The 18,835-nt window shown below is 66.3% G+C and carries 15 protein-coding genes; 10 read left to right on the forward strand and 5 right to left on the reverse strand.

The features are described 5' to 3' along the window. The first annotated feature begins 128 nt into the window (after positions 1 to 128). Both ACP694_RS07615 and ACP694_RS07620 read left to right on the forward strand, forming a co-directional pair. The gene (locus ACP694_RS07615) at positions 129 to 782 is read left to right on the forward strand and encodes an alpha/beta hydrolase (RefSeq protein ID WP_426011534.1); all 654 of its coding nucleotides are present in this window, start codon (positions 129 to 131) and stop codon (positions 780 to 782) included. 326 nt (positions 783 to 1,108) lie between these two features. Next, positions 1,109 to 2,389 carry an NAD(P)/FAD-dependent oxidoreductase gene (locus tag ACP694_RS07620; protein ID WP_426011535.1) on the forward strand — a complete coding sequence of 427 codons (1,281 nt, stop codon included), beginning with the start codon at positions 1,109 to 1,111 and terminating at the stop codon, positions 2,387 to 2,389. A gap of 298 nt (positions 2,390 to 2,687) precedes the next feature. Here ACP694_RS07620 and ACP694_RS07625 read toward each other — a convergent pair whose 3' ends face one another. Then, on the reverse strand, positions 2,688 to 3,806 hold the full coding sequence (locus ACP694_RS07625) for an anhydro-N-acetylmuramic acid kinase (RefSeq protein WP_426011536.1): 1,119 nt from the start codon (positions 3,804 to 3,806) through the stop codon (positions 2,688 to 2,690). Between the two features lie 192 nt (positions 3,807 to 3,998). Here ACP694_RS07625 and tyrS point away from each other — a divergent pair, with 192 nt between their 5' ends. From tyrS to ACP694_RS07645, 4 genes are all read left to right on the forward strand, one after another. After that, on the forward strand, positions 3,999 to 5,327 hold the full coding sequence (gene tyrS, locus ACP694_RS07630; protein WP_426011537.1) for a tyrosine--tRNA ligase: 1,329 nt from the start codon (positions 3,999 to 4,001) through the stop codon (positions 5,325 to 5,327). 54 nt (positions 5,328 to 5,381) lie between these two features. Beyond that, the gene (locus ACP694_RS07635) at positions 5,382 to 5,843 is read left to right on the forward strand and encodes a peroxiredoxin (RefSeq protein WP_426011538.1); all 462 of its coding nucleotides are present in this window, start codon (positions 5,382 to 5,384) and stop codon (positions 5,841 to 5,843) included. Positions 5,844 to 6,046: 203 nt separating this feature from the next. Beyond that, positions 6,047 to 7,201, forward strand: a complete 1,155-nt coding sequence (locus ACP694_RS07640; RefSeq protein ID WP_426011539.1) for a peptidoglycan DD-metalloendopeptidase family protein — start codon at positions 6,047 to 6,049, stop codon at positions 7,199 to 7,201. Further along, entirely contained in the window at positions 7,182 to 7,673 is a 492-nt protein-coding gene (locus ACP694_RS07645; protein ID WP_426011540.1) for a bactofilin family protein, read from the forward strand. Before ACP694_RS07640 ends, ACP694_RS07645 begins: the two co-directional genes overlap by 20 nt. A 36-nt stretch (positions 7,674 to 7,709) precedes the next feature. Here ACP694_RS07645 and ACP694_RS07650 read toward each other — a convergent pair whose 3' ends face one another. The 4 genes from ACP694_RS07650 to ACP694_RS07665 all read right to left on the reverse strand — a co-directional run bounded on the left by ACP694_RS07650 (position 7,710) and on the right by ACP694_RS07665 (position 13,113). Beyond that, on the reverse strand, positions 7,710 to 8,099 hold the full coding sequence (locus ACP694_RS07650) for a VOC family protein (RefSeq protein ID WP_426011541.1): 390 nt from the start codon (positions 8,097 to 8,099) through the stop codon (positions 7,710 to 7,712). Positions 8,100 to 8,172: 73 nt separating this feature from the next. Further along, a protein-coding gene (gene prfB / locus ACP694_RS07655; protein ID WP_426011542.1) for a peptide chain release factor 2 occupies positions 8,173 to 9,286 on the reverse strand; the annotation gives its coding sequence in 2 pieces (ribosomal slippage) (positions 8,173 to 9,216 and positions 9,218 to 9,286; 1,113 coding nt in all). 75 nt (positions 9,287 to 9,361) lie between these two features. Then, a complete protein-coding gene (locus ACP694_RS07660; protein WP_426011543.1) occupies positions 9,362 to 11,731 on the reverse strand; it encodes a penicillin-binding protein 1A in 2,370 nt (789 codons plus the stop codon). A gap of 182 nt (positions 11,732 to 11,913) precedes the next feature. Further along, a complete protein-coding gene (locus tag ACP694_RS07665) occupies positions 11,914 to 13,113 on the reverse strand; it encodes an N-acetylmuramoyl-L-alanine amidase family protein (protein WP_426011544.1) in 1,200 nt (399 codons plus the stop codon). A 417-nt stretch (positions 13,114 to 13,530) separates the two neighbouring features. On the opposite strand from ACP694_RS07665, the gene ACP694_RS07670 reads away from it, so the two are divergent. From ACP694_RS07670 to ACP694_RS07685, 4 genes are all read left to right on the forward strand, one after another. Further along, entirely contained in the window at positions 13,531 to 13,749 is a 219-nt protein-coding gene (locus ACP694_RS07670; RefSeq protein ID WP_426011545.1) for a hypothetical protein, read from the forward strand. Next, positions 13,673 to 16,387 (forward strand): Rne/Rng family ribonuclease, encoded by a 2,715-nt coding sequence (locus tag ACP694_RS07675; protein WP_426011546.1) that lies wholly within the window; start codon positions 13,673 to 13,675, stop codon positions 16,385 to 16,387. The genes ACP694_RS07670 and ACP694_RS07675 overlap by 77 nt, the downstream gene beginning before the upstream one ends. Positions 16,388 to 16,534: 147 nt before the next feature. Then, entirely contained in the window at positions 16,535 to 17,965 is a 1,431-nt protein-coding gene (locus tag ACP694_RS07680; protein WP_426011547.1) for a M48 family metalloprotease, read from the forward strand. A 24-nt stretch (positions 17,966 to 17,989) separates the two neighbouring features. Continuing rightward, the gene (locus ACP694_RS07685; RefSeq protein WP_426011548.1) at positions 17,990 to 18,724 is read left to right on the forward strand and encodes a DsbA family protein; all 735 of its coding nucleotides are present in this window, start codon (positions 17,990 to 17,992) and stop codon (positions 18,722 to 18,724) included. Positions 18,725 to 18,835 lie beyond the last annotated feature (111 nt).

The raw sequence follows: 18,835 nt of genomic DNA on the forward strand, positions 1-18,835 counted from the left end.
GGTCTCGATCGAAGACCAAGGCGCGCGGTACGGATTTAGGAAGACCAAGCGCAGCGGTCAAGTATTCCTTCGCTCCTATGAGCGCGAGGAGCCGGACCTCGCGCCCCTTTTTGGATAGGGATCTTAGTATGCCTGACGTGATCTTGACCGGAGCCTCCGGCCGTATCGAGGGCCGCTATTCGCCGGGCAAGACCGCCAACGCGCCGATCGCCCTGATCCTGCACCCCCACCCCAAGGCGGGCGGGCACATGAACCATCCGGTCTCGGTGCAGTTGTACCACCTGTTCATGAAGCGCGGTTTCGCGACCCTGCGCTTCAATTTCCGCGGCGTGGGCCGCAGCCAGGGCGAGTTCGACGCCGGCATCGGCGAGTTGGCCGACGCGGCCACGGCCCTGGATTGGCTGCAGTCCAACAACCCGGCCGCCGCCCAGACCTGGGTCGCGGGTTACAGCTTCGGCGCCTATATCGGCATGCAGCTGCTGATGCGCCGTCCCGAAACCGATGGCTTCATCTCCGTGTCGCCGCCAACCAACATGTACGATTTCAGCTTCCTGGCCCCCTGCCCGGCCTCGGGCCTGATCCTGACCGGCGCGGCCGACACCGTCGTGCCGCCGGTCGAGGTCGAGCGCGTGGTCTCCAAGCTGCGCACCCAGAAGGGCATCGTCATCGACTATGAGGTGGTCGACAAGGCGACCCACTTCTGGGCCGAGCACCTTCCCAGCGTCGAGCGGAGCGTCGGCGACTATCTCGACAAGCGCCTGGCGATGACCCCGATCCCTTAGGCCTTGCGCCAGGTAACCACAGGTTACCGGTACCACGGCGCTTGCGTCTCCGGACAACTCACCTTCATTCTTCGCCGAACGACGTTTGCGGAGAATGACGGTGAGCCTAACCATCCGACCGCTTTTGGGACTGCAGAACGGCGCGGCCGGACCGGCCGTGACCTCCCATGCCTGCCGCTTCCCAAGGAGCGAACCTCGACATCGCCCGCCACAGGGCCGCTGCTCGCGTGAGCCGCGTCAGGTTCGACGCCTCGTGCTGACCTGGCCTGACATCCGTCCAGCTTGACCTTATATTCACCAGCTAAGGAATTACTGGGATGGCGGGCATGCACTACGACATCGTCATCGTCGGCGGCGGGGCTGGCGGGCTGGAACTGGCGGCGCGTCTAGGACGCAAGCTCGGGCGCCAGGCCGGCAAGGAACGGGTGCTGCTGATCGACCGCTCCAGCTATCATATCTGGAAACCCACCCTGCACGAGGTGGCCGCCGGCACGCTCGACGCCCACCAAGAGGGCCTGTCCTATTCAATCCTCGGCCGCAGCAATCACTTCAGCTTCCTGCTCGGCGAACTGAACGACTTCGACCCCATCGCCAAGCGGCTGTCCCTGAAGCCCATTCTCGGCGAAGGCGGCAAGGTGCTGGTGGATGAGCGGAGCGTCACCTTCACCTGGGGCGTGCTGGCGATCGGCAGCGGCTCCAACCTGTTCGGCACGCCGGGCGCCGAGCAGGCCCATCTGTTGGAGCGCACCGAAGACGCCGAGGCCTTCCACACCCGCCTGCTGGCCGCCTTCATGAAGGCCTCGTTCTCGCCCGAGAAGATCATGAGCGTGGCCATCGTCGGCGGCGGCGCCACCGGGGTCGAGCTGTCGGCCGAGTTGATCGAGGCCCACCGTGAGCTGCTGGAAAGCATCGGCGCCGAGCAGCGCTTCCGATTGGACATCGCCATCGTCGAGGCCGCGCCGCGCATCCTGGGCGGCCTGCCCGAGAAGATCTCCGACCAAGCCACCATCGCCCTGGAGCGCAAGGGCGTGCGGGTGCTGACGGGGGCCAAGGTCCTGGCCGTTCATGCGGATCGATTGGAGACCAGCCTGGGCGAGACGTCGGCCGACCTGATCGTCTGGGCGGCCGGGGTCAAGGCGGCCGACACCAATACCGCCTACGGCCTGGAGACTAATCGCGGCAACCAGTTCGTGGTCAATGACCACTTGGAGACCTCGGTCGCCGACGTATGGGCGCTGGGCGACTGCGCCGCCGCGCCTTGGGTCGACGGAAAACTGATCCCCGCCCGCGCCCAGGCCGCGCACCAGCAGGCCAGCTACCTAGCCAAGGCCCTGATCGCCCGCCTCGGCCAGCGACGGATCGAGACGCCGTTCATCTACAGGGATTTCGGCTCGCTGGTGTCGCTGGGCGAGAACAGGGGGGTCGGCGCACTGATGGGCGGGCTGGGCGGCCCCAACTTCTTCGTCGAGGGCTTGATCGCCAAGTGGGCTTATATCTCGCTGCACCTGGATCATCATCGGGCGATCATGGGCACGCCCAAGACCGTTGTCTTGGCCATGGCCCGGTTGCTGCAGCAGCGGGTGGCGGGACGGTTGAAGCTGCATTAGGACGCTGCGAGCTTGACCTTCGCGACCGGCAGGCCGGGGGTGCGAGGCTCCAAGCCCCGCGCAGCGCTCGGGCTCGGGCTCGTCGAAACGGGACTAAACTCACACACTCCGGACGTCGTCCGGCGCTCCGCGACCCATTCCATCTCTTCAGCGGCAGCCCGCGTGAAGTTCTCCCCCGTGGGGGAGGTGTCGGCGAAGCCGACGGTGGGGGAGCGATCGGATGACGGCCAGACCTGCGATCAAAGACCCCAAACCTCCCCCACCGACCGCCTCCCCCACGGGGGGACAACCTTATGGGCTAAGGCCGAACGATCCGTCCGCCCGTCATCGGGCTTGCCACCCCGGTGGTCCCCGGAAAGCTGATCGGCAGGCCCCGCGCCGTCCGGGCCGCCAGGAAGGCGAAGGCTTCGGCCTCGATGGCGTCGCCGCGCCAGCCCAGGGCGTCGGCCGAGACCACCTCGGAGACGCCGGCGAGGGCTTCCGACAGGCCCAGCATCATGTGCGCGTTGTGACGTCCGCCGCCCGCCACGATCAACCGTCTCGGCCGCGCCTCGACCGGCAGCCAGTCATAGGCCCGCGCCACGCTGGCGACGGTGAAGGCGGTCAGGGTCGCGGCGGCGTCCTCCAAGGACAGGACATCGACGATCTCGACCGGGAAGTCGAAGCGGTCCAGCGACTTGGGCGGCCTGGAGGCGAAATAGGGTCGGGCCAGCAAGGCCGCGAGCACGTCCCGATGAACCGTCCCGGCCATGGCCAGCCGCCCACCCTCGTCGAACCGCCCTGCCCCACGGGCCTGGACCACCAGGTCGATCATGCCATTGGCCGGTCCGGTGTCGAACGCCAGCAAGTCGCCATCCGCCTTCACGAAGGTGACATTGGCCACCCCGCCCAGGTTCAGCGCCGCCACTGGCGCGGCCAGGCTCGAGGCCCGGGTCCGGGCGGCGTGATAGATCGGGGCCAGCGGAGCCCCCTCCCCGCCGGCCGCGACGTCGGCGGTGCGGAAGTCGAAGGCCACCGGCCGGCCGCTGACCTTGGCCATGTGCTCGGCGTCGAGCAGTTGCACCGTGCGGCCAATCCGTTCGGCTGTCGGCCGTTCGTGCAGCACGGTCTGGCCGTGGACGCCCAGCAGGTCGAAATTGGTCCAGGTGAGCCCGTGCTCGGCGAGAAAGCTCTCGGCGGCCTGCAGGTGCTCGTCGGAGACGGCCCGCCGGGCCTCCGCGAAGATCGAAGGCTCGGGCTCATCCCGCGCCCAGCCGCGAGCGATCGCCGTGGTCTCCAACAGCAGCTCGCGGGTCGCCTCGCGCAACTTGCGCTCGCCGGCCGGGCCGAAGGCCTGGATGTCCTCGCCGTCGGTGTCGAGCACCGCCATGTCGACGGCGTCGAGCGAGGTGCCGGTCATGAATCCCAGGATACGCATGGGCTGGTTGACTGCCACGGGTCGCGGCGGCTAGCTAGACCCCATGATCACCCCGCGCCTCACGACCCGCGCCTATTATCGCCCGCTGTCCTAGCGGGAACGCCGACCGATCACGTCGATGCGCCCGCCTCACCCGGCGACGCGTCAGCCCAAGGCGAACGTCTCCGGATCAAAATCCCAGGAGACCCGCTGATGAAACCCTCGCCACAGAACGCCGCGCCCGTGCTAGACGCGCGGTCATCAGAATTAGAGAGTCGAGCCATGTCCGCCGCCGCGTCCTTCAAGTCGGAATTCCTCCAGACACTGCAGGCGCGCGGCTACATTCACCAGATCACTCACCCGGACGAATTGGACGCCGCGGCCGCCGGCGGGATCATCACGGCCTATGTCGGTTTCGACGCCACGGCTTCGAGCCTGCACGTGGGCAATCTGATCTCGATCATGATGCTACGGCGCCTCCAGAAAACCGGCCACAAGCCGATCGTGCTGATGGGCGGCGGGACCACCAAGGTCGGCGACCCTTCGGGCAAGGACGAAAGCCGCAAGATGCTTAGCGATGACGGCATCCAGGCCAATATCGCCAGCATCAAGCGCGTCTTCGAGAAGTTCCTGACGTTCGGCAAGGGTCCGACCGATGCAGTGATGGTCGACAACGACGAATGGCTGAGCAAGCTGGGTTATATCGAGTTCCTGCGCGAATACGGCACGCACTTCACGGTCAACCGGATGCTGGCCTTCGACTCGGTCAAGCTGCGGCTGGATCGCGAACAACCGCTGACGTTCCTCGAATTCAACTACATGCTGATGCAAGCCACCGACTTCCTGGAACTCAACCGCAAGCGCGGCTGCGTGCTGCAGATGGGCGGCTCGGACCAGTGGGGCAACATCCTCAACGGGGTCGAGCTGATCCGTCGCGTTGATCAGCAACCGGCGTTCGGCCTCACCACGCCACTGCTGACCACGGCCTCCGGCGCGAAGATGGGCAAGACCGCCGCCGGCGCCGTCTGGTTGAACGCGGACGCCTTGAGCCCCTACGACTATTGGCAGTTCTGGCGCAACACCGAGGACGCGGACGTGGGCCGGTTTCTCAAGTTGTTCACCGACCTGCCGCTGGCCGAGATCACCAGGCTGGAAGCCCTGCCGGGCGCGCAGATCAACGAGGCCAAGAAGGTGCTGGCCGACGAGGCCACGCGAATGGCGCACGGCGAGGAAGAAGCCCGCAAGGCCCGCGACGCGGCCGAGAAGGCCTTCGAGCAAGGCGCGCTGTCGGTCGATTTGCCAACCTTCGAGGTGCCTGTCGCGGACCTCGAAGTCGGCATCGTCCTGGCCAACCTGTTCGCCGACGCCGGCCTGGCCGCCTCGCGCGGCGAAGCCCGCCGCCTGGCCCAAGGCGGCGGCGTCAAGCTCAACGACAAGGCCGAGCCCGACGCCAACCGCCTGGTCACTTCGGCCGACCTGATCGATGGGGTGGTCAAGCTGGCGGCGGGAAAGAAGAAGATCGTGCTGATAAAGCCGGTGTAACAACCCGGAAGCGGCGAGGCCGCTATCCGGGGTGACAGGATTGTGGAGAGACAGATGCTTGAACCCGGCGATAAGGCCCCCGACTTCGATCTGGCCACCGACACCGGCCGCGTCAGCCTGGCGGCCCTGAAGGGCAAGAACGTCGTGCTCTACTTCTATCCGAAGGATGACACGGCAGGCTGCACATCGGAGGCCCTGCAGTTCTCGTCCGAGGTCGAGGAGTTCGCCAAGGTTGGCGCTCTGATCGTCGGGATTTCCAAGGACAGCGCCGCCTCCCACGCCAAGTTCCGCAAGAAGCATGACCTGACCGTCGATCTCGCCGCCGACACCACCGGCGAGATCGTCGAGGCCTACGGCGCCTGGGTGGAAAAAAGCATGTACGGCCGCAAGTATATGGGCATCGACCGATCGACCTTCCTGATCGACCGCGAGGGCGTGGTTCGCCAAACCTGGCGCAAGGTCAAGGTGCCCAACCACATCAAGGCCGTGCTGACGGCGGCGCGGGCCCTGAAATAACCGTGTGGCTTTGGCGCATCAACCGTGCGCTGATCGCAACACTGAGACGCTCAGACGATGACAAGATGTCTCTGACCGCGTTATCACTTGAATTGCATGAGGAATGTCACGCTGCGGGTTCACCCGGGCGCGAAGTGTCTTGCACGCTTCGGCTTTCTCGTTGCATATCGCCGAGACCTTGAAAACGGGGGTTTCCTAGGGCGATGGCGATCACGCGCTTCAAGCGACTGCGACAATCCTTGGAAGATCTGTTTCCGGAACGCCACCTGTACGTGCGCTCCGGCGGCGAGATGCGCGGTTATGTCTTCTCCACCGGCAAGCAGCTGATGTGCGCCACGGCGATCGCCGGCGCGGCCCTCTGGATGGGCGTCTGCACCGCGGCCATGATGGTCAGCGCCCTCTCCGTCAGCTCGACCGACCAGATGGTCATCAAGCAGAAGGCCTATTACGAACGCCTCAACGCCGACCGCCAGGCCCGTTTGAACAGCGCGATGGTTCAGCTGTCGGCCAACAGCGGCTCGCTCGACGAGCTGGCTAATTCCGTTGAGAAGCGACATGCCGCCCTGGCCTTCCTGGTTAGTGATTTCCGAGGCGTGCCCGGCGCGTCCCAGGCGCTGCAGGTCGTCAAGCCGCACGTGCTCGGCGCCTCGCCGATCGAGCGCATCCAGGCAACGCGGATGGATCAGGAACGCTTGATCGACGCCGCCGAGACCTTCGCCAAGAGCCGCGCCGAGCGCCTGCGCCTGGCCATGCGGATGGCCGGCCTCGACGCGGGGTCGTTCACAGGCCGCAACGGCTCGTCGCTGGGTGGCCCGCTGATCGAGGCCAAGGACCCGCGGGCCCTGGCCGCCGTGCTCGATGTTGACGAAGACTTCGCCAGCCGCATCCAGCACGCCGCCACCGACATGTCGGACATGCGCCAGCTCAGCGCCGCCTCGCAGAAGCTGCCATTTTACCGCCCGACCAACAATCCGGCACTGAGCAGCAGCTACGGCGTGCGGTTCGACCCTTTCACCCACCGTCCGGCCTTCCATTCGGGCCTGGACTTCCCGGGCGCCTTCTACACGCCGATCATGGCCACGGCCCCCGGCGTCGTGTCCTTCACCGGCGTGCGCTCGGGCTATGGCAATGTGGTCGAGATCGACCACGGCAACGGTTTCAAGACCCGCTACGCCCACCTCCAGGCCACTTCGGTCAAGGTCGGCCAGCGCGTGGCGATCGGTCAGCGCATCGCGGCCATGGGCTCGACGGGTCGATCGACCGGTCCGCATCTGCATTACGAGGTATGGGTCAATGGTCGGGCTCAGAACCCGAACCGTTTCTTGAAGGCTGGTGAGTATGTTCAGCAAGCAAGCTAAGGCGTCCAAGGGTCCGGCGCGCATCGAGCCGTTGCCCATGTCCATGGCTCCAGCCGCCGAGCCAGCGGCCCGCAAGGCCCCGCCCAAGGTCGCCTCGTTGATCTCTCCCGACATCACCATCGAAGGCGGCATCACCGGGGACGGCGAACTGCAGATTGACGGGATCGTGCGCGGCGACGTCAGGGTCGGTCGGTTGACCGTCGGCGAGACGGGCCACATCGAGGGCTCGATCTATGCCGAAGCGGTGGAAGTGCGCGGCCGGGTGGTCGGCGCCGTCACCGCCAAGCAGGTCCGCCTCTACGGCACCTCCTACATCGACGGCGACATCACCCACGAGCAACTGGCGATGGAAACCGGCGCCTTCTTCCAGGGCCGCAGCCTGAAATTCCAGCGTCCGGCCGCGCAGCCGCAGCCTGCTCCCACGCCCCAGGCGCTCGCCGCTCCTGCGCCGATCGCCAAGCCCGCCGGCTAGAGCATTTCCCGACCTGACTGCGTCAGGCCGTGAGCTCTAATCTTCTGTTTTGAGGCATTTTTCTTCACGCGAACCGGAACCACTTCGCTCGAAAAATGCTCTCGTCAGAGCCTCAGCGGCTGGACAGCACGAAGGTGTCGCCGGTCCAGATCGCGAAACTTGGCGAACGTCCCCCGAGGCTGCTTCTCGGGCGGCCCCTCGAAGACGCCCCCCCTTTTCGCTCATCTTGCGATAGGCGTGCTCGACGTCGTCGCAGGTGAACGAGCCGTTGAAGAACTTGCCGACGCGATCCTCTTGACCGTCCGGCGTGAACAGCGCAAGACCGGCCTCGGCCCCGGGAATTCTCAGCTTTATCCAGTGCTTGCCCGGCCCCACCAGCTGATCGGTGGCGACGCGCAGGCCCAACTTCTCGGTCCAGAAAGCCAAGGCCCGATCTTGGTCGCCGACTGCGACGCTGACAAATCCCGCTGACGCCATGGCGACGCCAGCAGGACTGAGATCAGGCGTCCCGCGTCGCCCCGACCCGCTGAGCCAGGGACGCGCCCATGAACTCGTCCAGATCGCCGTCGAGCACCCCCTGGGTGTCGGACGTCTCGACATTGGTCCGCAGGTCCTTGACCATCTGGTAAGGCTGCAGCACGTAGCTGCGGATCTGGTGACCCCAGCCGATGTCGGTCTTGAGGTCCTCCAACGCCTGCTGGGCGGCTTCCCGCTTCTGCAGCTCGGCCTCGTAGAGCCGGGCCCGCAGCATCTTCCAGGCTTCCTCGCGGTTCTGGTGCTGCGAGCGACCGGCCTGACAGGCCACGGCGATGCCTGTCGGAATGTGCGTCAGGCGAACCGCCGAGTCGGTCTTGTTGATATGCTGGCCGCCCGCGCCTGAGGCCCGGTAGGTGTCGGTGCGCACGTCGGACGGGTTGATGTCGATCTCGATGGCGTCGTCGACCACCGGATAGATCCAAGCCGAGGCGAAGCTGGTATGGCGCTTGGCGGCGGCGTCATAAGGGCTGATGCGCACCAGACGGTGCACGCCGGCCTCGGTCTTCAGCCAGCCATAGGCGTTCGTGCCCTTGACCAGCAGGGTGGCCGACTTGATGCCGACCTGATCGCCGGAGGTCTCTTCCACCAGTTCGACCGTCATCTTGTGGGCGTTGGCCCAGCGGCTGTACATGCGCAGCAGCATGCCGGCCCAGTCGCAGGACTCGGTCCCACCGGCCCCGGAATTGATTTCGACATAGCAGTCGTTTCCGTCGGCCTCGCCCGACAGCAAGGCCTCGAGCTCGGCGCGGCCGGCCGTATCCTTCAGCGCCTTGAGTTGGGCGCGGGCGTCCTCCAGCAGGGCGTCGTCGCCCTCCATATCGGCTAGCTCGGCATATTCCAAGGCGTCCTTCAGTCCGGTCACCAGCACCTGAACGGCCTCGACGCGGGCGGCAAGGGCCGCGCGTTCACGCGACACCGCCTGGGCCTCGGAAGGCCGGTCCCACAGGGTCGGGTCTTCGACCCGGGCGTTCAGTTCATCGAGTTTGCGAAGCGCGACATCCCAGTCAAAGACGCCTCCTGAGCAGTCCAATGGACTGCTCGATGTCAGCCGCTGAGGCCTCGACATCCGGTCTCATCACGTAACTCCGTGACAGTGTTGAAGGGCGCGGGACATAGCCCGCGACAGGAGTCGGCGCAATGACCGACTGGATTTAGTAGAGGCCACCAATGTCTGGAGCCTGGCTCGGCGGCTTGCCGGGTCCCGGCGTCGGTGTCGGGCCGACCTTGCCGTCGGGCCAAGCCGCTCCGTAGGGCTGCGGTCCACTGGCGGCGGTGGGAGCCGTGAACTTCGGCTCGGTGCCGGGTCGAAACGCCTCGCGGACGCCGCGAACCATGGCGAACTTGGCGTTCTTGGGGGCCCTGAACTCGGTCTTCGGCTGGCCTTTCAACGCCTCGCGCATGAAGTCCATGAAGATCGGCACAGGGCCGGTCGCACCCGTCTCGCCCTCGCCCAGCGATCGGTTATCGTCGAAGCCAATGAACACTCCAACCACCAGGCTGGGCGAATAGCCCATGAACCAGGCGCTGCGATACTCATTGGTGGTGCCGGTTTTGCCGGCCAACGGATAACCCAGCGAACTGGCCTGGGCGGCAGTGCCGCGCTGGACCACGCCCTGCAGCATCGAGGTCACCTGGTAGGCGGTGATCGGATCCATGACCTGTTCGCCCAAGGCCGGGATGCGCGGGCTCTCGTCGCCGTTGAAGCCGGCGTCGCAGCGCACGCAGTCGCGCTTGTCGGCGCGGAAGATCACCTTGCCCTCGCGGTCCTGCACCAGTTCGATGAGGTGCGGCTCGACCCGACGGCCGCCATTGACGAAGGGCGTGTAGGCCGTGGTCAGCTTGAAGGGCGTGGTCTCCCCCGCCCCCAGCGCCATGGCCAGCACCGGCGCCATGTCACGGGTGATGCCCGTGCGCTTGGCCATGTCGATGATCTTTCTCATGCCGACGCTCTGGGCCAGGCGCACGGTCATGGCGTTGATCGACTGCTCCAGCCCCTTGCGCAGCGGCAGGGCTCCGTAGAACTTCTTGTGATAGTTCTCCGGGCTCCAATCCTCGCCATTGGCGCCCTTGAAGGTGATGGCGCTATCCACCACGACGCTGGCCGGCGTGTAGCCGTTCTCAAGGGCCGTGGCATAGACGAACGGCTTGAAGGCCGAGCCGGGCTGGCGCATCGCCTGGGTGGCGCGGTTGAAATTGGACAGGGAGAAGCTGTAACCGCCGACCAAGGCGATTACCCGGCCGCTATAGGGTTCCATGGCGACCAAGGCGCCGTTGACGGCGGGGATCTGTCTCAAACGATAGCCCCCGGTGTCGGATCTCTCCACGAACACCAGATCGCCGGCCTTCAAGCCCTTGGTGGCGTTTGCCCAAGCCATGTCCTCACCAACGATCGCCCCCTCGCCGCCGTCCTTGGCCAAGCGCACGCCGCCCGCGGACGAGGTGACCAGCGCGGCGCGCCAGTTGGTCCGTTCGGACGGGGGCTTCAGCTTGATGGCCCTTTCCCAGTCGGTGTCGATCGTCTCGACGTGGCCCCAGGCCCCGCGCCAGCCATGGCGGCGGTCGTACTTTTCCAGGCCCTCCATCAAGGCCACCCGCGCCGCAGTCTGCAGCTTGGGATCCAGCGTCGTACGCATGTAGTAGCCGCCTTCGCTAAGGCGCGGGCCCAGCGTGGCGACGCCGCGTTGCCGGACCTCTTCGACGAAATAGTCGGCGTCGCGATACTTGGCTCGGCTGGGCGCGGCCTGGACGACCAGATCCTCGGCCATCGCCTTGCGAGCGTCGTCCTGGCTGACCCAACCGAGGTCGGCCATCTGCCCCAGGATCCAGTCGCGGCGGGCCTTGGCTTTGCCCTTGTTGCGGATGGGATGATAATTATCCGGTCCCTTGGGCAGGGCGGCCAGATAGGCGCATTCGGCCAGGCTCAGTTCGGGCAGCGACTTGCCGAAATAGTTGTAGGCCGCCGCGCCGACGCCGAACGAGCGGTAGCCCAGCCAGATTTCGTTGAGGTACAGCTCGAGGATCTGCTGCTTGTCGAGCGACTGCTCCAGACGATGCGCCAGGATCGCTTCCTTGAACTTGCGTCCCACCGTCGCATCGCTGGTCAGCAGGACATTCTTGGCCACCTGCTGGGTGATCGTCGAGCCGCCTTCAAGGCGTCGGCCCCGCGCGGCGTTGCCGACATTGTTGAGCATGGCGCGCGAGAAGCCGCTGACATCGACGCCGCCGTGCTTGAAGAAGTTATGATCCTCGGCCGCAAGAAAGGCCTGGGCCAGTTGCGGCGGAATCTGGTCGTAGGGGACAAAGATCCGGCGTTCCTTGGAATATTCGCCGATCAGCGTGCCGTCCCAGGCGTAAACGCGGGTCGCGGTCGGCGGACGATAGTCCTGCAGTTCACCGGCGTCGGGCATGTCGTGGAACAGCCAGGCCGCGTAGATAGCGATAGCGAAGCCGGCCACGGCGATCGCGGACAGCACCGTGACGCCGGCGATGGCGATCCATCGGTCTCTGGGCTTCAGATCCACGCAGCCTCCGTCGGGCGACGCACTTTCGCCCGCTCCGTTCGAATCCTCTAGAGCGCGATCGGCAAAAACGTAAGCGGTTTTGCGGTCGCAGGGCCGGGCCAGGTCCGACGCGTCTTCCCTACCAAGGCTCTAGCGCGCATCGGGCGAGGCGCCAACGGCTCTCGCCATCCTCGCGAACCTGGCTAGCGCGCGGCCAGCCGGGTCTGGGCGGCGAAATAGGACTCGATCGAGCTGGCCACGGCGTCCATCAGTCTGCCACGACCGGCTGGGGTCTGAAGCAACTGCTCATCATCGATATTGGTGATGAAGCCCATTTCGAGCAGGACGGCGGGAATGTCCGGCGCCAGCAGCACGATGAAGCCCGCGTCACGGTGGCTGCGACGCAGCAAGGTCGTCTCTTCCCCGACCGATTGCAGCAGGGTCTCGGCGAAGGCGGCGGAGCGGTTCTTGGTGGCGCGTTGCGACAGGTCCAGCAGGATCTGGCTGACCGCGCGGTCGCGCCCAGGCAGGTTGGCCTTCATCAGCCAGTCGTCCTTCTCGAGCACCCGCGCCACGCGCTCGGTGCCCTTTTCCGACAGGGTGTAGACGCTGGCCCCGCGGGTCGTGGCGTCGGGTCCCGAATCGGCGTGCAGCGAGATGAACAGGTCGGCGTCGGCGCGACGGGCGATCTGCACTCGCGATTCCAAGGGAACGAAGGTGTCGGACTGACGGGTCAGGACCACGGTGTAGCGGCCCGATTTTTCCAGCCGGGATTTCAGCGCCTTGGCGGCGGCCAGGGTGACGTCCTTTTCGGCGGTGGTGGCGCCCGACGAGCCAGGGTCCTTGCCGCCGTGGCCGGCGTCGATGACGATCACCTTCTTCAGGCGGAGGGCTGAGGCCTTGACCGATGCTGACACGAGGGTTGGTCGAAGCGCCGGCGACTGGGCCGCGCCCACTGAATCGGTCGCTTTGAGATCGATGACATAGCGATAGGCCGACGTCCCGTCGCCGGGGGGCAACAGGAAACGGCGGCGAACCTCGGCATTGGCCTTGAGGTCGAGGCGAAGGCGCGCGCCGCCCGCGGCCTCGTCGATCGACCAGCGCTCGACAAGCCCCTGCCCCGTACCCTGCAGATCACCGGCGATGGTGACGTTGGGCAGGCCGATCACCACGCGGCGATCTCCAGTTCCGTCGGCCAGCAGCTTGCCGGAGGCCGCGCGATCCAGATCGATGACGATGCGGGTCTCGTTGCGGTCGCCGCCGAAGCGGACCTTTTGCACGCCTGCGGCCGGCGCGGGCCCCTGGGCCATGGCCACCGCGACGCCAGCCAGCGCCAAGCCGCCGACGATCATCGCCGCGCGCGCCCAACCCGTTCTTGCCGCCGAGATCAAAACCCTAGCCATGCCCGCCCGTTCGCCCCGCGGCGTTCAACCTAACCAAACCACGATATCTGCATCTTCGAGTAGAGAAACCGTTAACCCGCGATGCGACATGGCCGCGCGAACGGCTTCAGTCGAGTGCTTTTCTTTTGTGATGCGTTGTTGCTACACTATGGTCCGCGCGCTGAACGCCCTGATCGTCATGGCGGTAAGCGCGAGTGGTTCCTATCTCGCGGACACTTGCATCCCTTTAGGGTGCAAATCACGTCCGTGGCCGGAATCGCCGGACTGAATTGAGTTTGGGCGCGATTACCAGCGTGAGGCACGAAGCCTTCGTCTGGATCGTCCCGCAGGGCCCGCGTCGGACCCTTAAGCCAACCCTGGCGTCGACGCTCCCTCCGATCCGCGCCCCCCGGCGCGTTTAAGGAACACAGAAACCTCATGGGCTGCGCCGCACCCGACCGCCTCTGGCGACCGACCTTCCGCAACCGCCTTGGCGGTGCGACGGGCGGTGACGTGCGCGCCCTTCATTCATATCGGCGCCCGAGCCCAGCGCTCGCCGTGCGCCGTGGAGATACCCTTTATGTCGAAAAAGATGTTGATCGACGCCGCCCACGCCGAAGAGACGCGTGTGGTGGTCGTGGATGGTACCCGGGTTGAAGAATTCGATTTTGAAAGCCGGACCCGCAAACAGCTCCGAGGAAATATCTATCTCGCCAAGGTGACCCGCGTTGAGCCCAGCCTGCAGGCTGCGTTCATCGAGTATGGCGGCAACCGTCACGGTTTCCTGGCCTTCAACGAGATTCACCCAGACTATTACCAGATTCCGGTCGCTGACCGCGAGGCGCTGATGCGCGACGATTCTCACGACGATGAGGATGACCATCACCATGGCCGTGATGGCGGCAACGAAGGCGACGCCGTCGATGACGAGGACGACGCCGTCGAGGAAGAACTGGCGCGCCGCAAACGCCGCCTGATGCGCAAGTACAAGATCCAGGACGTGATCCGCCGCCGGCAGATCATGCTGGTTCAGGTCGTCAAGGAAGAGCGCGGCAACAAGGGCGCGGCCCTGACCACCTATCTGTCGCTGGCCGGCCGCTACGGCGTCCTGATGCCCAACACCGCCCGCGGCGGCGGCATCAGTCGCAAGATCACCACCGTCACCGACCGCAAGCGTCTCAAGAGCGTCGTGCAGGGGCTGGACGTCCCGCAGGGCATGGGCCTGATCGTCCGCACGGCCGGCGCCAAGCGCACCAAGGCCGAGATCAAGCGCGACTACGAATATCTGCTGCGTCTGTGGGAAAACATCCGCGACAACACGCTGCACTCGATCGCCCCGGCGCTGATCTACGAGGAAGAAGACCTCGTCAAACGCGCCATTCGCGACATGTATGACAAGGAGCTGGAAGGCATCTGGGTCGAGGGCGAGGCTGGCTACAAGGAAGCGCGCGAGTTCATGCGCATGCTGATGCCCAGCCAGGCCAAGAAGGTGTTCCCGTATCGGGAGCCGGCGCCGCTGTTCGTCAAGCACAAGATCGAGGACCATCTGGCCCAGATCTATTCGCCAACCGTGCCCCTGCGGTCGGGCGGCTATCTGGTGATCAACCAGACCGAAGCCCTGGTGGCCATCGACGTCAACTCGGGCAAGGCGACCCGCGAGCGCAACATTGAAGCCACCGCGCTGAAGACCAACCTGGAAGCGGCGGAAGAAGCCGCCCGCCAGCTGCGTCTGCGCGACCTGGCCGGCCTGATCGTCATCGACTTCATCGACATGGATGAAGGCAAGAACAACCGCGCCGTTGAAAAGGTCCTGAAGGACTCGCTCAAGGACGATCGGGCCCGCATCCAGATGGGCAAGATCAGTGGTTTTGGCCTGATGGAAATCAGCCGCCAGCGCCGCCGCACCGGCGTGCTGGAAGGCACCACCCACGTCTGCGAACATTGCGACGGCACCGGCCGCGTCCGCTCGGTCGAGTCCAGCGCCCTGGCGGCGCTTCGCGCTGTCGAGGTCGAGGCCCTGAAGGGCGGCGGCGCCGTCACCCTGAAGGTCAGCCGCCCGGTCGGGATCTACATCCTGAACGAAAAGCGCGCCTATCTGCTGCGCCTGCAACAGACCCACGCGCTGTTCGTCACCGTGCTGGTCGATGACGCCCTGCACCAGGCCGAGCACGATATCGACCGCACCGAGCTGGGCGAACGCCCGGCCCCGCAGATCTTCGCCCCGATCGAGCCGGACCCCGTCTATGAGGACGAGGCGTTCGACGACGAGGAGGACGAGGACGAAGAAGAGATCGAAGCCGAGGTCGAGCCTTCGGATGAGGAGAGCGCCGAGCCGCGCCCTGCCCGTCCGGCCCGCGCCGAACCGGCCGAGGATGACGCCAACGGCCGTCGCGGTCGTAAGCGCCGGCGTCGCGGCGGTCGTCGCGACGAGGCTGACGAAGCGCCTGTCGAAGCGGCCGGCGCCGAGGACGATGAGGACGCCGAGGGCGTCGAACGCGGCGAGGGCGATATCGAGGGTGAGGACGAGGAATCGCGTCGCCGTCGTCGCCGCCGCGGTCGTCGTGGCGGCCGTCGGGGTGGTCGCGAGGACGGCGATCGTCCGGCCGACGCCTTCACCTGGACCCGGCCGCGGGTGCCGTTCGGCGACAACGCCTTTGTCTGGCACGATCCCGAAACCCTGGATGGCGGCCGCGGCGAGCGTCGCCCTGAGCGAGCCGATCGTCCCGAGCGCATAGAGGCTGCGGAAGCGGTCGCCGCGCCTGTCGCGGAAACCGCCGCGCGTCCCGAACGCGCCGAACGCGGTGGTCGCCGTGGGCGAGGCCGTGGCGAACGCACCGAACAGGTGGCCGACGCCTCGAGCGTCGAACGGGCTCCCGCTCAACGGGTCGATGTCGCCGATCTGGAGCCGGCGCCGCTGGCCCCGGCCGTGATCGAAGGTCCGCCGGCCGATATCTGGGTCGAACTGCCGCCGCAGGAAGACGCGCCGAAGAAGGCGCGCCGTCCGCGCAGCCGGGGTCGCAAGACCACCGACGAGGTCGTTGAAACCGTGGAGGCCGAAACCGTGGAGGTCGAAGCCGTGGCGGAAACGCCGGTCGCCGAAGCCACCCCGATCGCCCCTCCGGTGATCGAGGACACGCCGATGGTGGCCGCCGACGTCGAGGTCGTCGCTCCAACCCCAGAGCCCGAGCCGGTCGCTATCGAGCCCGCCGAGACGCCTGTCGCGGTCGAGCCCGATCCGTCCGAGATCCTGACCCCGCCTGAAAAGCCCAAGCGCGGCTGGTGGCGTCGCGGCTGATAAGCCGTGATGAAGGTCGGCGGGGCCCTGGTCCCGCCGACCTTCACCACTATATCCGTGGGGGACTCGATTGACCGCTGTTCCCAGGTCGCCGAGAACCGCGTTAGACTGCTGTTTGAGCGCGGGGGCGCGATCAGGAGAGCTTCGATGACCTCCCGCAGTTGGGCGGCTTCCGGCAAGAACGGTCTGCGAACCGGCTCGGCGCTTTCGGCGCTGATCCTGCTCGTGGCCACGCTGACGCCGGCCACGCCGGCTAGCGCCCAGAACGGCGCCTCCCTGATCCGCGACACCGAGATCGAGGAAATCCTGCACCGCGACGCCGACCCGATCTATGCGGCGGCGGGCCTGGACCCAAAGACGGTGCGTATCCTGCTGGTCGGCGACAAGGAACTGAACGCCTTCGCCACCCAGGGCCTGATGATGGGTCTCAACACCGGCCTGATCCTTCAGACCGAGACGCCCAACCAGTTGAAGGGCGTCATTGCCCACGAAACCGGCCACCTGGCCGGCGCTCACCCGCTGCGCTCCGACGAGATGATGAAGGCCGGCCTCAAGCCGATGATCCTGACCATGGGCCTGGGCGTGCTGGCCGCCTTGGCCGGCGCCCCCGACGCCGGGGCCGTGCTGATGGGCAACGCCCAGTATTTCGGCGCCCTGGGGGCCCTGGGCTACAGCCGCGACCAGGAGTCCCGGGCCGACCAGGCCGGCGCGGGCTTTCTGGAGGCCACCGGCCAGTCGGGTCGCGGCCTGGTCGAGTTCTTCGACAATTTCCGCTATCAGGAGGTCTTCGACCAGTCGCGGCGCTTCGCCTATTTCCGCAGCCACCCGCTGTCGGGCGACCGGATCGACGCCCTGCGCGGCCGGGTCGAGAAGCAAGCGCATTACAACGCCGTCGATGATCCGGAGTCCCTGGCCGAACACGAGATCATGAAGGCCAAGCTGGAGGGCTTCATCAATCCCGGCGTGGCGATCGTCAAGTACAAGGAAAGCGATCGCGGCTTTCCAGCCCGCTATGCCCGGGCCATCGCCTATTACCAGATGAAGGAGCCCGACCGGGCCCTGAAAATCCTGGAGGGCCTGATCGCCGAGAACCCGAACAATCCCTATCTCTGGGAGCTCAAGGGCCAGATCCTGTTCGAGTTTAACCGTGTCAAGGAGGCCGAAGAGCCCCAGCGCCGCTCGGTGGCGCTGAAGCCTGACGCCGCCTTGCTGCGGGTCAATCTGGGCCAGACCCTGATCGGCCAGAGCGACCCCAAGAAGGTCGAGGAGGGCATCGCCGAACTGAAGCGCTCGCTGATCGACGAGAGCGACAATTCGGTGGCCTGGCGCCTGCTGGCCCAGGCCTATGACCAGCGCGGCGAGGACGGCGAGGCCCGCCTGGCCACCGCCGAGCAGTATTTCAACATGGGCGCCACCCAGGAGGCCCGCGTCTTCGCCATGCGAGCCCGGGAACTGCTCAAGAAGGACAGCGTCGAATGGCGTCGCGCCACCGACATCGTCCTGACCTCCAACCCTTCCAACCAGGACCTCAAGGATCTGGCCAAGGAAGGCGCCGTCACCTCGGGCCTGCGCCGCTAGTCGCCGCCCTTTCCAGAGACCTCCATGCCCTTTCAACGTCCGCTGGCGCTGGCCGCCGCGTCCCTCGCCGCCCTTTCCCTTATCGCCTGCGGCCCGGCCAAGCCGGACAAGGCTTTCGGCGACAAGGTCCATGCCTATCTCCTGGCCAATCCCGAAGTGCTGATGGAGGTCAGCGCCAAGCTGCAGGAAAAGCAGGCCGGCCAGGCCGCCGAGAAGGCCAAGGACGTCATCGGCAAGTATCGCCAGGCGCTGGAGCGCGATCCACGTGACTTCGTGGCCAATCCGAATGGCTCGATCACCGTGGTCGAGTTCTTCGACTACCGCTGCGGCTACTGCAAGCTGGCCGCGCCGCAGGTGGTGGCGCTGATCCAGCAAAACCCCGACGTGCGGTTCGTGTTCAAGGACTTCGTGATCTTCGGCCATGATTCCGAGGTCGCCGCCCGCATGGTCCTGGGGGCCAAGGACCAGGGCAAGACCATCGCTCTGCATCAGCGCCTGATGGCCGAGAAGAGCCTGGACGCCGCCGCCGTGATCCGCATCGCCGGCGAGGTCGGCATTGATGTCGCCAAGGCCCAGGCCGTGGCGACCAACGCCACCACCACCCAGCACCTGGCCGACACCCACGCCCTGGCCGAGGCCCTGGCCATCGAAGGCACGCCGGCCTTCTTTGTCGGCGACAAGATGATCGCCGGAGCCGACATGGAAGCGCTGAAACTGGCCATCGACAATGTCCGGGCGGGACGGGCGAAGAAGGTTTAGGGGCTCACCCACTTGCCCCCACCTGACCGCTTCGCGGTCTGTCCGCCCCCATAGGGGGCGGAGCCTTGCGCGACTGAGCTCCGCCCCCTCGCCGCGACAGGCGACGAAGTC

Origin of the sequence: Caulobacter sp. DWR2-3-1b2 (assembly GCF_049896345.1) — a bacterium.
GTDB lineage: Bacteria > Pseudomonadota > Alphaproteobacteria > Caulobacterales > Caulobacteraceae > Caulobacter.

What these genes read in the sequence shown, in the direction of transcription:
- ACP694_RS07615 (WP_426011534.1), top strand. Translation starts at nt 129, where the DNA reads ATGCCTGACGTGATCTTGACCGGAGCCTCCGGCCGTATCGAGGGCCGC.
- ACP694_RS07620 (WP_426011535.1), top strand. Translation starts at nt 1,109, where the DNA reads ATGCACTACGACATCGTCATCGTCGGCGGCGGGGCTGGCGGGCTGGAA.
- ACP694_RS07625 (WP_426011536.1), bottom strand. Translation starts at nt 3,806, where the DNA reads ATGCGTATCCTGGGATTCATGACCGGCACCTCGCTCGACGCCGTCGAC.
- tyrS (WP_426011537.1), top strand. Translation starts at nt 3,999, where the DNA reads ATGAAACCCTCGCCACAGAACGCCGCGCCCGTGCTAGACGCGCGGTCA.
- ACP694_RS07635 (WP_426011538.1), top strand. Translation starts at nt 5,382, where the DNA reads ATGCTTGAACCCGGCGATAAGGCCCCCGACTTCGATCTGGCCACCGAC.
- ACP694_RS07640 (WP_426011539.1), top strand. Translation starts at nt 6,047, where the DNA reads ATGGCGATCACGCGCTTCAAGCGACTGCGACAATCCTTGGAAGATCTG.
- ACP694_RS07645 (WP_426011540.1), top strand. Translation starts at nt 7,182, where the DNA reads ATGTTCAGCAAGCAAGCTAAGGCGTCCAAGGGTCCGGCGCGCATCGAG.
- ACP694_RS07665 (WP_426011544.1), bottom strand. Translation starts at nt 13,113, where the DNA reads ATGGCTAGGGTTTTGATCTCGGCGGCAAGAACGGGTTGGGCGCGCGCG.
- ACP694_RS07670 (WP_426011545.1), top strand. Translation starts at nt 13,531, where the DNA reads ATGGGCTGCGCCGCACCCGACCGCCTCTGGCGACCGACCTTCCGCAAC.
- ACP694_RS07675 (WP_426011546.1), top strand. Translation starts at nt 13,673, where the DNA reads ATGTCGAAAAAGATGTTGATCGACGCCGCCCACGCCGAAGAGACGCGT.
- ACP694_RS07680 (WP_426011547.1), top strand. Translation starts at nt 16,535, where the DNA reads ATGACCTCCCGCAGTTGGGCGGCTTCCGGCAAGAACGGTCTGCGAACC.
- ACP694_RS07685 (WP_426011548.1), top strand. Translation starts at nt 17,990, where the DNA reads ATGCCCTTTCAACGTCCGCTGGCGCTGGCCGCCGCGTCCCTCGCCGCC.